Annotated in this window: 14 protein-coding genes; 5 read left to right on the top strand and 9 right to left on the bottom strand. The window is 42.8% G+C overall.

Features of this window, described 5'->3' with window-relative positions; all coding sequences use genetic code 11:
• Positions 1 to 31 precede the first annotated feature (31 nt).
• Positions 32 to 1,054, top strand: coding sequence for a sensor histidine kinase (locus AC59IL_RS17480; RefSeq protein ID WP_496553461.1), 1,023 nt, complete (start codon positions 32 to 34; stop codon positions 1,052 to 1,054).
• Between the two features lies 1 nt (position 1,055).
• The gene (locus AC59IL_RS17475) at positions 1,056 to 1,814 is read left to right on the top strand and encodes a LytR/AlgR family response regulator transcription factor (RefSeq protein WP_496553460.1); all 759 of its coding nucleotides are present in this window, start codon (positions 1,056 to 1,058) and stop codon (positions 1,812 to 1,814) included.
• A 140-nt stretch (positions 1,815 to 1,954) separates the two neighbouring features.
• On the opposite strand, the gene AC59IL_RS17470 is transcribed toward AC59IL_RS17475, so the two are convergent.
• The 3 genes from AC59IL_RS17470 to AC59IL_RS17460 form a co-directional block, all read right to left on the bottom strand.
• Positions 1,955 to 4,228 carry a glycoside hydrolase family 3 N-terminal domain-containing protein gene (locus AC59IL_RS17470; RefSeq protein WP_496553459.1) on the bottom strand — a complete coding sequence of 758 codons (2,274 nt, stop codon included), beginning with the start codon at positions 4,226 to 4,228 and terminating at the stop codon, positions 1,955 to 1,957.
• 153 nt (positions 4,229 to 4,381) lie between these two features.
• Positions 4,382 to 5,896, bottom strand: a complete 1,515-nt coding sequence (locus AC59IL_RS17465; protein ID WP_496553458.1) for a lipase maturation factor family protein — start codon at positions 5,894 to 5,896, stop codon at positions 4,382 to 4,384.
• A gap of 111 nt (positions 5,897 to 6,007) precedes the next feature.
• On the bottom strand, positions 6,008 to 6,991 hold the full coding sequence (locus tag AC59IL_RS17460) for a T9SS type A sorting domain-containing protein (protein WP_496553457.1): 984 nt from the start codon (positions 6,989 to 6,991) through the stop codon (positions 6,008 to 6,010).
• Here AC59IL_RS17460 and AC59IL_RS17455 point away from each other — a divergent pair.
• Complete coding sequence (locus tag AC59IL_RS17455; protein WP_496553456.1) at positions 6,981 to 7,265, top strand: hypothetical protein; 285 nt, start codon at positions 6,981 to 6,983, stop codon at positions 7,263 to 7,265. The two genes, AC59IL_RS17460 and AC59IL_RS17455, sit on opposite strands and share 11 nt — an antisense overlap.
• Before the next feature lie 124 nt (positions 7,266 to 7,389).
• Here AC59IL_RS17455 and AC59IL_RS17450 read toward each other — a convergent pair whose 3' ends face one another.
• The gene (locus AC59IL_RS17450) at positions 7,390 to 7,743 is read right to left on the bottom strand and encodes a hypothetical protein (protein WP_496553455.1); all 354 of its coding nucleotides are present in this window, start codon (positions 7,741 to 7,743) and stop codon (positions 7,390 to 7,392) included.
• 136 nt (positions 7,744 to 7,879) lie between these two features.
• Positions 7,880 to 8,290, bottom strand: a complete 411-nt coding sequence (locus AC59IL_RS17445) for a hypothetical protein (protein ID WP_496553454.1) — start codon at positions 8,288 to 8,290, stop codon at positions 7,880 to 7,882.
• A gap of 530 nt (positions 8,291 to 8,820) precedes the next feature.
• Between AC59IL_RS17445 and AC59IL_RS17440 the strand changes: the two genes are divergently transcribed.
• Complete coding sequence (locus tag AC59IL_RS17440) at positions 8,821 to 9,240, top strand: response regulator (protein WP_496553453.1); 420 nt, start codon at positions 8,821 to 8,823, stop codon at positions 9,238 to 9,240.
• 134 nt (positions 9,241 to 9,374) lie between these two features.
• On the opposite strand, the gene AC59IL_RS17435 is transcribed toward AC59IL_RS17440, so the two are convergent.
• From AC59IL_RS17435 to AC59IL_RS17425, 3 genes are all read right to left on the bottom strand, one after another.
• Positions 9,375 to 10,607, bottom strand: coding sequence for an RNA polymerase sigma factor (locus tag AC59IL_RS17435; protein ID WP_496553452.1), 1,233 nt, complete (start codon positions 10,605 to 10,607; stop codon positions 9,375 to 9,377).
• Between the two features lie 176 nt (positions 10,608 to 10,783).
• Complete coding sequence (locus AC59IL_RS17430; RefSeq protein ID WP_496553451.1) at positions 10,784 to 11,125, bottom strand: YciI family protein; 342 nt, start codon at positions 11,123 to 11,125, stop codon at positions 10,784 to 10,786.
• 44 nt (positions 11,126 to 11,169) lie between these two features.
• Positions 11,170 to 11,526, bottom strand: a complete 357-nt coding sequence (locus tag AC59IL_RS17425) for a YciI family protein (protein WP_496553450.1) — start codon at positions 11,524 to 11,526, stop codon at positions 11,170 to 11,172.
• A 715-nt stretch (positions 11,527 to 12,241) separates the two neighbouring features.
• Between AC59IL_RS17425 and AC59IL_RS17420 the strand changes: the two genes are divergently transcribed.
• Positions 12,242 to 13,150, top strand: coding sequence for a hypothetical protein (locus AC59IL_RS17420; protein ID WP_496553449.1), 909 nt, complete (start codon positions 12,242 to 12,244; stop codon positions 13,148 to 13,150).
• Between the two features lie 213 nt (positions 13,151 to 13,363).
• Here the strand turns inward: AC59IL_RS17420 and AC59IL_RS17415 are convergent, their stop codons facing one another.
• A complete protein-coding gene (locus AC59IL_RS17415; RefSeq protein ID WP_496553448.1) occupies positions 13,364 to 14,275 on the bottom strand; it encodes a DMT family transporter in 912 nt (303 codons plus the stop codon).
• Positions 14,276 to 14,326: the final 51 nt, after the last annotated feature.

Genomic DNA, 14,326 nt, shown 5'->3' with positions numbered 1-14,326 from the left:
AGCCGGGTAACAAATACTGTAACTTTGTTTTATGAAACGAACTGCCCTGGTAAAGGAGCTGATAAGGTATAGTTGCCTGGTTACGCTGATCATTACAGCTTACACTCTTGTTTTTTTGTACATCTCCCAGAGTAAAACCAGTATGCCTGTTTATTACTCGGTATTTATCGGCATCCGTTTTTTGCTGGTAGCTCTGATAAATATTATGATACTGTTGATGCTCGGTATGGCCGGCCAGTCGTTATCTGTAAAACAAAAAAGATGGATCCGGTATATAACCGGTTATATCCTGTCGTTTATACTGGTTTTTAGTACCGAATCCCTGGAAGTATATTTAACAAGAAATAACTCGACCTGGACGTATGCCGGGTCGATGCCTACTATTTTGCTGGAGGGCGTGATGAACAATACGCTTGTTATCATTTTTCATAACCTCGTTATTCTGCGATATGAAAAGGCAAATGCCGAGCTCGAGAACTCAAGGCTACGGGCGGCTCATCTTGAATCAATCAACCTGTTACTGAAGCAGCAGATACATCCGCATTTTCTTTTCAATGCCTTAAGCATGCTGAAAAGCCTGTATAAAACAGATGTTACCGCCGGGGAAGCATACCTCACGCACCTCGTCAGTTTCTTGCGGGCTTCCTTCTCAGATCCCCAGTCGAGGGTGTCGCGCGTGGCCGATGAGATCAGTCTTTGTAATGATTATCTTGAAATGCAACAAATCAGGTTCGAAAATGCGCTTGTTTGTAAAATAGCTATTCCTGCGCCTGTGCTATCAAATGGTTCGGTACCTTCGTTTGCGATACAATCGTTAATTGAAAATGCCATTAAGCATAATGAAGTAACAGAGTCGTCGCCATTGATCATTAACATATTTTATCGCGATGGCCGTATAATAACGGAGAATAATCTGCAGGTTAGAACGCATACCGACGCTTCGAGCGGCAAAGGCCTGGTGAACCTGATGGAGCGATATAAAATTTTATCGGGCGATGAAGTGATCATTCATCAAACCGGCAATGTATTTTCTGTAAGCATTAAAGTAATATAACATGAAGGTAGTGATCATAGAAGATGAGAAAGTAACTGCGAGAGACCTGGCGCAAACCATTGAACAATTATTTCCGCAAGTGCATATCGAAAAGATATTAGGCACGGTGAAAGAAAGCATTGCCTGGTTCAATAGCGGAACCGGCGCCGATCTGATCTTTTCCGATATTCAGTTAGGTGATGGACTGAGCTTTGAAATTTTTTCAAAAACAGATATAAAGGTTCCGGTAATATTTTGCACGGCTTATGACGAATATTCGCTGCAGGCGTTCAGGGCCAATGGCATCGATTATATTCTGAAACCTTTTACTGAGGCTACCGTAGCGGCGGCTATAAACAAATACCTTGCTTTCAGGGGAAAAATAACAGAGAATGCACTCAGCTATAAAGCACTGGAACAATTGTTTGTTACTATGAAACCGGTTAACACCGGCGCCGTTCTCGTATACCAGAAAGACAAGATTTTACCGGTACCCATAACCGATATCGCTTTCTTTTACCTGAAGAACGGCGTGGTACAACTAACCACATTCGATAAAAAAACATACCTGATCAATAAAAGTCTCGACGACCTGACTCAAACAACAGAACCACTTTTCTTCAGGGCCAACAGGCAGTTTCTCGTGAACCGGAAAGCAGTGCAGGACGCATCGAGCTATCTTTCGCGTAAGTTATCGGTAACTTTGATTGTGCCTACACAGGAAACCATTACCGTAAGCAAAGAAAAAATATCCCAGTTCCTTGAATGGTTAACGCAATAGCCTATTCTTTCGCAAACCTGATCACAAATTCAACCACCTGAAAACGGTATATATCTACCAACAAAAAACGGAAGCGCATTTGTTTTGCGCTTCCGTTTGGGAAAGCTAAACGCCCGGAGTTTGAGCGTAAATATATTGGGTTAGAATACTATACTATTGCTCACCGAAAATTTTTGCTGCAGGTTACTGATCTGAATATTGAAATCGCCGGCTTCAAGATGTTTTTTAAGATCTGTTCCTGTAAAAGCCAGTTGCTTTAATGGAATGTTGAAAGTAACCGTTTTTGATTCGCCCGGTTTCAGATCAATCTTCTCAAAACCTCTTAACCGTTTTACATCGGGCGTTAAAGAAGCGATGAGATCAGATATAAACAACTGCACTGCTTCTTTGCCGGCTTTATTGCCTGTATTGGTAACTGTTACAACAATGGAAGCTGTTTCGGTGGCGCTAAAACTGTTTTTATTGATGGTGAGATTGCTGTATGAAAAACCGGTGTACGACAATCCAAATCCGAATGGATACTGTGGATTGCTTTCACCACCCTGCGGATTACCTGTTCCTTCGGATGGTTTATGAATATAGCCGGCCAGATCATTGGTGTATCGCGGATAGGTGATGGGCAGCTTACCACTGGGGTTCACAGCGCCGGTTAAAATATCTGCCAGCGCATCGCCGCCAAAATTACCCGGCAACAACACATCTACAATGGCTGCAGCGCCTGGTTCTATTTTACTGATGATGCGGGGGCGTCCTTCATTCAAAATAAATACCACAGGCTTGCCGGTTTTTATCAATGCGTTGGCTAAAGCGATCTGGTTCTCAGAGAAACTAATATCATTGGTATTACCCGGTGTTTCGGTGTAGCTGTTTTCGCCAATGCACAGCAACACATAATCAACATTGGCGGCTGCATTAACGGCTGCATCGATATTGACTACAGTATCTTCAAAATATTTTCCCTGCATTTTATAGGCAACCCCCTGTTCGTATACAACATTAGCAGCGCCCAGTTTCTTTTGCAATGCTTCGAGAATGGTATTGTATTTAGCGGCATATTCGTCTGTTCTTTCGCCCTGCCATGAGTAGGTCCAGCCACCGTTCAACGTGCGCATTGAATTGGCATTCGGGCCGGTTACCAGCACTTTGGTATTGGCGCGAAGCGGCAACGTATTGTTGTTGTTTTTTAACAGCGTGATCGATTCGGCAGCTGTGTTATAAGCCGCAGCTTCAAATTCGGCACTACCGAATTTTGGATAGTCTTTTAAATAGGTAACAGGTGTTTCGAATATACCTGTTTCATATTTCACGCGCAGGATTCTTCTTACTGCATCATCGATGCGTGTCTGTGTTACTTTTCCTTCTTTCACCAGAGCGATCAGGTCGGTACAAAATGCTTTATAATCGTATGGGATCATCGACATATCAATACCGGCGTTGATGGCCAAACCGATCGCTTCTTTAACATTGTTCGTCATTTTATCGCGACGATATACATTTTCAATATCCTGCCAGTCGGTAACAATAAAGCCTGTAAAGCCCAGTTCGTTTTTAAGAATATCGGTAAGAATATGTTTGTTGATATGGGTTGGAATGCCATTGATCAGGGCCGAGTTTACCATTACATTTCTTGCATTGGCATTGATGGCGGCTGCAAAAGAAGGCAAATGGTATTCACGCAAATAATGTTCAGGTATCCATGCATCGGTTCTGTCTTTACCTGATTTAGGATCAGAATAAGCCATGTAGTGCTTCAGGCTTACGATCAGTTTTTCTTTACTGCCCAATGGTTCCTGTACGGCTTTTACAAACTGAAGGCCCAGTTCGGCACTCAAAAAAGGATCTTCACCATATCCTTCCCAAATACGCGGCCAAACAGGATTGGTGCCCAGGTCGAGCACCGGCGAAAACGTCCAGGGAACGCCGGCCGCTCTTGATTCGTAAGCAGTAATTACACCTGCATTAAAGATCAGTTGGCGGTTCCATGTGGCGGCCTGGCCAATTTGCTGGGGGAATAATGTTGAACCTGCCACATAATTTACCCCGTGTATATCATCGAGGCCATATAGTACCGGTATCTTTAGTTTTGTTTGTTGTGCGGCTGTATGAATATCGGTAATGATGCGGTTCCAGTCGGCTGCGGTTTGCAAGCCGGGTGTGTTTAATATGGAGCCGATCTTATAATTCACTACGGCGTCTTTCATTTTGTCGGAAAAAGTAAACACATTGTCTTTGGTGTTGCCTAATGATTCAATAGACACCTGGGCCATTTGCCCTACTTTTTCTTCAAGGCTCATTTGTTTTAGTAATGCATCTACTTTTTTCTCAATAGCAGGATTGATTTTTTGTTGCGCCTGCATTGAATAACAAATTATAGAGAGGCTACATACGAGGCTAAAAAACTTAAATATTTTCATACAGCTTTTTTGATCAAACATTTTTCAGTACAGGGCAAGATAATACATTCAACTGTACCTGACATAACCTGCAAAATAATGCGTAGAAAGTGCAAAAATGCACGAAGCATATCACCATTTGTTATGATATGAATCAGCCTTCAATAGTTGGTTTTATGGCAGCCATTTCTGGCCTTTTAAAAAATTGATCAGCCGCGGATCGCCGGCCGACAGGGGAGGAATCCATTCGCCGAGCCGGGTACGATGCCACCATTCATGCTGCGGGTTGCCGGGCTTTGCAAACTGGTAGCTGTATAAAACAGCCCGCACATAGCGTGGCGGTTTTTGCGGAAATGGATTGCTGGCAAACAAACTAATGGCAAGTGGATCGTTGTGCAATAACTTGTAAACAAGGTGTACCGTCCATGGATATTCGTCGGGTGTTGACATGGCGGCAAACCACATTTGCCAGTCTAACCGTAACTGGTAGGGCGCTATCTGCGGTGGCCGCTGACCGGTTACATCAGGCAATCCCTTGTATATATAAGGTTGCCACCTGGCGTTGCCGGTTGAATCGTTATCCATGGTTCCTTCAAACACCACATTCAGCCGTTCCTGGCCAACCGTGCCAAAGGCGCCATAGGTATTTACAAGATCGAACGGATCGAAAGAACTGTTCATAACCTGACCCGGTGATAATAAATTAAATGCCGGCCTGATGCTAAGCAGCCCGATAACAACAGTTACCACCCAGGCTGTAATGGTCATGGGCCTTGATACAATTGCGTTTTCGGCAGCTATTGCTGCTTTGCGCACCAGCCGTTTGGGAAGTATGCGACGCCACCAGTCGTCATCAAAGCAGGCGAGGGCAGGTACAATGGTGAGCCAGTTTAAAAACGACAGGTTACCACTAACAATAAGGGTTAACTGAAATAAAATAATCACAACACCGGCAATTTGCCGGCCCATCCGGGGCCAGAACACAAATAACGGTGCTACAAGTTCAGCCAGCCAGTTGAACCATACACCCATTTTCAAAACAGAATGCGGCAGAAAATGAAACCAGCGGCTCAACGGACCGGGAATGGGTTGTGTTTCGAAATGATAATACAGGGCGGTTCCGTTGCGCCAGATGGCATCGCCACGCAGCTTGATCAGGCCAGCGCCCAGCATAAGGCGGAATATCAGCCAGCGAAATAAAACAATGATGGGCAGGGGTGGCGGTTGCCGGGGAAATGGGCGCGGGTCAATCAAAGGACAAAGAAATATAGCCAGAAAACCGGTTTCGGTAAGCTGTATTTCCCAGCCATAGCCATACCATTCCTGCCCGATGTGAACAAAGCTCATGTACAACAGCCACAATACTGCAAGCAGAGGCACATTGGCAAAGCCTGCTATTACAAGGCAGGAAAGTACAAAGCCGATCCAGGCGCTGGTGATCAGGGCTGTATCGGAATGCCAGAACCAGAAAAGCGAAGGCAGTCGCAAAAAGCCGGCGCCTGTTGAACCAAGCGCATCACTGATGCGCTTCAGATAAAGATCTAATGGAAGCAACCCGTGCGAGCCGATCAAAGGGATGATCTGATTGATTGCTACCAGAAAGGCAATAGCATAGATCGCTCCCAGCAAACGCAGGATCATGAACCGGGTGAGCCAGTAGGTTCGAACCGTATCTGTTCCATTATCCATGAAAAATGTTTTTCACCCAACAGAAAATTAATACTTCTGGTGTAATAAACAATAAAAGTGGCGTCCCGAATTGTCGGGACGCCTATGATACCGATGAAGACCAATTATTTTTTACAGCATAACTTTTGAGCTTTCTTTAATGTCGGTGCCATCGCTTACCTGTACAATGTACATTCCGGGCTGGCAATTTGCGGCATCGAGGGTAATTCTGTAAGCTGCTTTTTGCACCTGCAGTTGATTGATGAGCTGACCGTTTGTATTAAAGAGGCGAATGGTAACCGCATTTTTTATTTCCTGGTTGAATTCAACATTTACCGATTTGTTGTTTGCATAAATTTTGGTAACCGGTATGGCGCCATTGGTGCGGATGATCTTTACAGCAGAATAAACCACTTTCCCGTTTACATCGGTTTGGACAATGCGGTAATAAGCAACAGGGGCAGTCATGTTTTTATCAATGAAACGGTATTGTTGTATGGTGCCTGAATTACCGGTACCCAATGCTAAGGCTACAGTAGAGTAGTTGCGGCCATCAAAACTTCTTTGCACTTCAAAACCTTTATTATTCATTTCTTCGGAAGTGCTCCAGTCGAGTACGATATTGCTGTTGCTTTTGCTTACAAAAAAACTATTAAAGGTCACCGGTAGTATCATCGGAATGCTGAAGCCTGCAGGAGAAACCCCTGAATTAAGCGCAGCGTAAGCAGGGCCTGTAATATTCAACGGGGCGTTTTCATCATACTTGTTTACATTATTCAATGATATCTGTTCCAGATGGCGGTTGGTTCCCAAAGCACTGATTGTACCGGTAGAAGTGATTTCAATTAAAGAGCCTGCGTTTAAACGCAACTTCTTTTTAATAATTAAGGTGCCCGATACTTTAATAAATACATTGGCAAGACTATCGTTTTTATCGAACAGCACCGAATTTCCCTTCGGAATTATTATTGAGTCGCCATTGGCAGGAACGCGGTTCAGGCTCCAGTTCGAGGCTTCTGACCAATCGCCCGATGTGGCAGAAAAAGTAATAGTGTTGGCAAAGCTAAAAGTTGAAGTCAGTAAACAAATTGCGATCAGGGTGTAAATGTGTTTCATAAAGGTAAACGTTCAGTATGACCGATATAATCCAATTGGCATACCACGCTTTTTTGGCACGGGAGCAAACCCTCAAAATCTGATTGAAGAAATGCTTTGTTATGTGCTGATTTTCAATAAACTGGTGAGCGAAGAAAATATCGGGCTGATGAAAATGAACGCTTCAAAAACGGCATTGGAAAAGCGGAAAATATTCCGTTTTCGGGAGTATGGTAATGTTTTGGGAAAAACAACCAATGCAGGAAGTAAACAAATAAGTAGATATGCTTATTAAAAAGTAAAACCCCGCTGAAAGCGAGGTTTTCTGGTTAATGGTACTGTTATATGACACTCCTTACCTGATGACTGTCCAGATATAAAGACACCAATGTGTAAAGAATGACAAAAGGATTTTGCATTTATTTTTTATCTGCTTCGATATTCTGTGTTATTTCACGGCCATGTTCGTTCTGTTGCTTGAGCGTAAAGTTTTCGGTAATTGTAGTTTTCAGCCACATATTACCCGAACGGCGGTAAACCCGGGCCGTTAAACCAAAATTGTCGAGGATAGAATTTTCGAGGTCCGAAACGGTCATGGTGTCGCAAATTTTCAAAACCCATTTGTCTTTTTGTTGCATCCAGGCATTTAACGGATATTTAAGTTGAGTTCTGTAGGCCGATTTATGAAATTCAATTTTTAAATACGGGTATAATGCGGTGAAGTTCTTCTGTATTTCACCGGCAACTTCTTCTCTATTTAAATTCAGATACATACAGAGTGTTTTACAATTAAAGTATTTTTCACCTTGAGGGGGGGCCTGTATTATAAAGCATGCTACCCTCTTAACAAAGCTACTCCGTTAAATAGCGAAAAAATATGATATTTCAGGTAGCACCGGATGACTTTGATCATTCCACTGGCTTTAATTCGATTTCCACATGAATCTTTGCCAGGTATTCGTTCATATGCAGTGTAATTTCACGGCCACTATCGTCCTGCTGTTTTAAGGTCCAGTTGTCTGTCATAGTTGTTTTCAGCCATCCGTTGCCCGAGCGGCGAAATACATGAGCAGTGAGTCCGAACTCTTCTTGGAAGGCGTATTCAAGATCAGCCACGGTCATGCAATCGCATACTTTTAACAGGCCCTTGTCTTTTTTCAGGTGCCATGCTTCTCTTAATTGCCAGGATGATGGAATTGTTTTGAAAGGAGGATAATGTTCTCCGCATTTAAAAAATTCAATTTTTAAATAGGGAAACAAAGTGGTGAAATTCTTCTGTACTTCGCTAACGAGATGTTCACCATTTATTTGCAGGTACATACAGAAATATTTAATGATTAAATAGTTGTTTTAATAAGGATGCAGATCAATATCAAAATTTAACTGCACCTGTTGCATAACAAATCTACCTGTATAAAGCTTTGAATAAACTGATCTTATAAGTCATAAAGGCTGATCGTGATCAGCAAATCAGGCAGATATGATGATGTGTTGCAGAAAGCAGGGGTAAAGAAGTATGCGTTAGTTGAGCCCCTTTGTGAGTGTTATAAAACAGATAGTAGTACAATTTTGCTGCACAACTTTGCTTTAAATAGTAATTGCAAGTTGATTAAAGTCAAATAATTACAATTAATAGTCCCGCTGAAGCAATAACACCAAAAAATTTTACCCCACAAGTTTGGATAATTGAAAAAAGTGTTACCTTTCTTTCATAGGATAAGGTTTAATGGTTATTGGTATTTGATTAGTGCAGCCTCCCCTCCGGGAGGCTTTTTTTACAAATAAAATTCACCCCTATACCTGATCTGAGATAGTTGATTTTGATTTTGTTCAGGTATAAATGAATTGGCATGATATATATTTTTGTTATTGCAAAGAACGACTATTTTATAAAGACCATTCAGACGCCCTTGCTTTCGAACCACCAGATAAAAATTGTGAAGATTTGCCGGCAGATTGAACATGCAGTGACCATGTACCGTGAGCATGAACACGAAACAGGGATCGTACTAATGGATATTAACTGGAACAGGCACACGCTTTCGGGTATACAATTGCTGCAACAGTTGCTGCAGTGTAATCCGGCATTGCGGGTAATTGGTTTTACCAACTCATATGAATGGGATATTGCTCAAAAATGGAAAGATGCAGGCGGCTGGGCCTATGTATACCGCACTATAGAAGATGTAAATGAAATAGGGGCCTGTATAAAAAAGGTGCACAATGGCGAACATTATTTTGCAGAAAAGAAATCTGCCGCCAATAGCTAAGCTGCAGTTATACAAATCTTTTTCTTGCGGCTTTTTTCTGATAAGCCAAAGCGTAAATTTTTCGCCGAAATATTTTCACCAACCTGTTTGAGATTCTTCCTATGCTTTATACTTACCGAGTCCCCGTTATACATTTAAAGCCTGTTAATCTTCTTTTGAATCGTTTGCCTGTCGGTTGGTGTTTTTGCCAGCGACAGGGCGGCTGAGAAATGTTGTTTAGCTTTTTTGTTGTTTATACCGGTGTATAATTCGCCCAGCAGGGTATAGTAAAAGTGGTTTCCGGTGAGTTGAAGTTTTTCCGCTTCAATAATGGCTTCCTGTTTTCCGTTGGCTTTTGAAAGCGCATAGGTTCTGTTAAGCGCTGCAACGGGCGAGTATTCAATTTGCAGCAACCGGTTATAGAGTTGTAAAATGGCTTCCCATTTTTCGGGTGTATCGGCCTTTTCTGTGCTCCAGTATGCAATGGCTGCTTCGAGATGGTATTTCGACAACTGATCGCCGCTGGCGGAGCAATTTAAAAAATACCCGCCTTTACTGATCAGATCGGCATCCCATAGATTGGTATCCTGTTCGTCGTATAAGATCAGTTCACCGTTCTTGTCAAAGCGCGCCTCGAATCGCGAAGCATGAAAACACATCAGCGACAGCAATGCATTTACGGCGGGCTTACTGGTATATTTATTTTCAACCAGCATATAACACAAACGCATGGCTTCGAAGCAAAGCTCTTTGCGCAGTGTTTTGTTGTTGCTGATGGAATAATACCCTTCGCTAAATAGCAGGTAAATGGTAGTTAAAACCGTTTCGAGCCGTTTGTCGATGGCCGATAAGGGCGGCCATTCGATGCTGATTTTTTCTTCGCGCAGTTTTTCTTTTGCCCTGAACAGGCGTTTATTGATGGTTTCTTTGCTGGTAAGAAAAGCATCGGCAATTTCTTCTATACCAAAACCGCAAAGTATACGCAGCGACAATCCTATTTGCGCTTCAACAGCAATGGCCGGATGGCAAATGGCAAACATCATCTGTAACTGGCTGTCGTTGATGTTTTGGGGCGACAGGTCGATGTCGTTATCATTATCGGCAGTTGCTTCGTATTGTGCTGATAGTTCGGGTGAAATTTTTTGTTTAAAGGTAGCCTGCCGTTGCAGGTAATTTTTTGCTTTGTTTTTGGCAACATGGTACAGCCAGGCTGTTGGGTTTTGCGGAATACCCTGCAGGCCCCAGGTTTGGGCGGCTGTCATAAAGGTGTCGCTGGCTATATCCTCGGCAATCTCCATTTCATCGAAACCGAAGCGTTTGCAAAGAACAGACACAATTTTCCGGTATTCTGTTCTGAATAAATTGGGTATCAGTTCCTGTTGCTGCATAGGTTTCGCGCAAAGGCGCAATTAATTTCGCGCAATACGCTAAGCCGCAAAGATAACCTGTCAGATACTTAGCCTTCCTTTCAATTATCTCAATAATATTCAGGCTGCATTAAAGGTTTTGGTCTGACAGGTTTTAGGCTTCATTGCTTTGCGGCTTCGCGCCTTCGCGAGAACTATTATAACGGGCTTATTTCTCTCACTTCAACATTGCCGCCCATGATTAATATAGGACAGGCTTTTGCCAGTTCAATGGCAGCTTCGTATGATTCTGCCTTTATTAGAGAATATCCTCCTATCGATTCTTTGATCTCGGCATACGGTCCGTTTGTAATAACCTGATCGCTTTTTACCACTCTGCCCGAATTTTCCAAACGGTTTCCGCGATCGATCAGTTTATTCTGAGCGGCAATGCTGCCGATCCAGTCCATCCACCGTTTTGTAGCGGCCTGAATTTGTTCGGGATTGCGTTGGGACATGCTGCCGTAATCGGCCCTGAATACCAACAGGAAGTCTTTCATTTAGTTCTGTTTATTCGTTTTGTAAGGATAATTTGCAAAGATTATTATTTGTGAACGCCATCGCCTTTGGCAATTTTACGTACCTCTACGCTATTGCCTTCGCCCTGTAAAACGGGGCAGCCTTTGGCAAATTCTACGGCTTCGTCAACAGAATCGGCTTTAACTATGATGTAGCCGCCAATTGTTTCCTTTATTTCACCAAAAGGCCCGTCGGTAACAATATTATGAGCATGCACCACTTTGCTATCTTCAAAAGGCAATCCGTTACCACCGCTGAATTTGTTTTTGGCAGCAATGGTGCCGATCCAGTCCATGGTTTGTTTCATCCATATTTGCATTTGCTCCGGTGAAGCGATTTTTTTTCCGTCCTGATGCCGGAATATTAACATGTATTCATCCATTTTGATAAGTTTTACGATTATTAAATTAGTACAGTTTTTAACAATTATTCGAATAAGTGTTTAGATATATAACAAATGAACCGGCAGCAATTGGACAAGGCAGGAAAAGATTTTTTTTAGCAGAAAAAAATAAGCTCCTGATTGCTGACAGGAGCTTACTCATTTAAATCTACCGACCGTTTAGATACTTCGGTTTCAAAAATCGTGGTACTAAACGGGCTTAATGCATGGCTGAAAAAAATATGCCATGAATAAGTCCGAAAGTCCGTGAGTCGGAAAGTCCGAAAGTATTATACCTCCATGATAGCTTCTTCCGGTGTTTCGGACTTCCGATCTTATTAATCATCATCTTTATTTTTCTTCTCTTTTACAGCTACCAGCTTAAATACTTTACCGGTGTTGCCTGAAGGGCCAGGCATAAATGAAACCGTGAGGTATCTCAGGTGTGATGCGCTAAAAATCGCGGGTGGGTACCGTTCGGAAACAGATATAAGGGTTATACAGCGAAAGACGGGGATAATTGTTTTACGAAAAATTTGTAAGTAAAGGTTGTTTCTGTTTTCAAAAAAAATGCGAGGGTAAAGGGGCGCTTTTTTTCTTTCCGCTAAAACAATGAATTATAAAAAAATGCATTCATAAAACTGCCACTCATGTATAAATAAAACTGTTTTGCTGAAAATGATGTAACTTATTAGATATCAAAAAAACTAAAGCTATGAGAAAAGCAGCGTTAACCGGCGTGGTATTCGTTGCCTGTGGGTTAGCAACGTATGCCCAATTATCAGTTACACCAAAAGTGGGTATTGAACAAGCTTTTACTTCGGTACAGTATAATAGCATGGGGAGCTTTTTGCCCATGGGATCTGATGTTTCGCCGCAGGTAGGCCTGCGAATGGATTACCTGTTTAATAAAGTTCATGGACCGTTTTTAGGTGTAGCTACCAATCGTTCTTTGGTTACTTATCAATTCACCAATCCCGAAACGGGCGATAAAGAATTCATGGCTTCACGGGGCGACTGGCAACTTCGTTTTGAAGGCGGCTACCAGGTAAGCAGCAAGCCGATTTTTTTAAGCAAATCATCAAACCAATCATCCGAAAAAGCAATGCCGTCTGTTCAAAGTCCCTGCGGGGCCCGGTTAGCGCAGATGAAGGCAAATGCTGCAGCTGTTAAAAAAGCTACTGCGATGAACGTTCGCATACAACCGTATGCAGGCATGGCATATATCCCCAATACACCAACGGCTTTGAACAGCGTTTATAAAAACAATCAAACCGTTTATCAATACAATGCGGGCAACTGGAACACTGCATTTATCGCCGGCACTCAATTCGCCTTTGCCAAAGGCAGTGATAAAAAATTTGTAGTTGGGTTGCAATACCTCAAAGGCATTGGTAATATGAATACCGAAACATTGAGCACAGCAGGGGATAATAAACAAATTACTACGCGGCTTAAGTCAACGGCATCGGCCTGGAACCTGACTGTTGGCATGCCGCTTACGTTCAGCAAAAGCAAACCAGCTGATAAACCGAAAGTAGAAGTCCCACCACCAGCACCTGTAAAGGCACCGGTTAAAAAATCATGTTCGTATTACAGAAGCAGGTGTTCGCACTGGCAGTGACGGTAGAGAGTTGACTTGTTTACACATTGATAAGTTAACAGGTTGACTGAGAGGTGTGGCGATTGCCTGGTGCCATTTGCCTGTTGTTTAACATGGTCCTAACGGGCACAGGTGTTATAAACAAAACGCTTTGTAAAGCTATTTTACAAGGCGTTTTTTTCAGGTGCCTGTTGCCTGTTCCCGGTTTTCCGGTAACTGGTAACCGGTAACCAGCTATTTTCTTCTCCATCCGATTAAAATAACACCGATGATCACCAGCAGTGTACCGGCGATCTGCGCGGGAAAAATTTTTTCTCCTAAAACAAAGTGGGCCTGAATAATGGTCGAAACCGGTCCGATAGCCGAAATAATGGCAACATTATTACTGCCAATGCGCTTCATGCCGTTCGACAACATAAAGGTTGGCAATACGGTTGCTATTACAGCGAGCATAATGCCGTACAACCAGTAATTGGAAGCTGCCTGTAATTTCTGAATGGTGCCGGCAAAGGCAAAATGAACAAACACGCCGGCTGTAGAGGCTAACATGGCATAAGCAGTAAAGCGGGTAACGCCTACTGCAGGAATGAGCCGGCCGCTGCCAACGATATAAATGGAGTAGGTGATAGAACAAAGAAATATAAGAAAGCTTCCCCAGATAAAATGCGGGTTGCCGATATCGAAACGCAATTCGCCAATATAAGCTATGGCAATTCCGGTATAGGTAAGCAGCAGTGCAATTTTTTGCGTTCGTACAACAGGTTGTTTAAAAACAACTGCATTAAAAAAAACAGCAAAGGTAGGATACAGAAAAAGGATCAGTCGCTCCAAACCAGCCGTAACATATTGCAATCCTATAAAATCAAACAGGCTGCTGAGATAATAACCAAAAACGCCAAGTCCCAGAACAATCAGCCACTGGCGACCGGTAAGTTTTGCCGGCTGTTGTTGTTTTACCAGAAACACAGCTCCTACATAAAAAGGCAGTGAAAAGGCCATGCGCAACATCAGCAGGGTAAGGGCATCCATGGTTGTATTGGCAAAAGCTACTTTTACAATAATGGCTTTTGTTGAAAACAATATGGCGCCAATCAGCGTGATGGCAAAACCAGCGAATGTTACATGGTATTTTTTTTCTTCAGTCATGTGTAAAAAAAGCAGGTTACATGCTGCAGGGATGGTGCTACCTGAAACCTG

The sequence above is a fragment of the Niastella sp. sgz303648 genome (genome assembly GCF_059587045.1).
The sequence above is the reverse complement of the archived record's forward strand: the minus strand, read 5'-3'. Positions and strand labels throughout refer to the sequence as shown.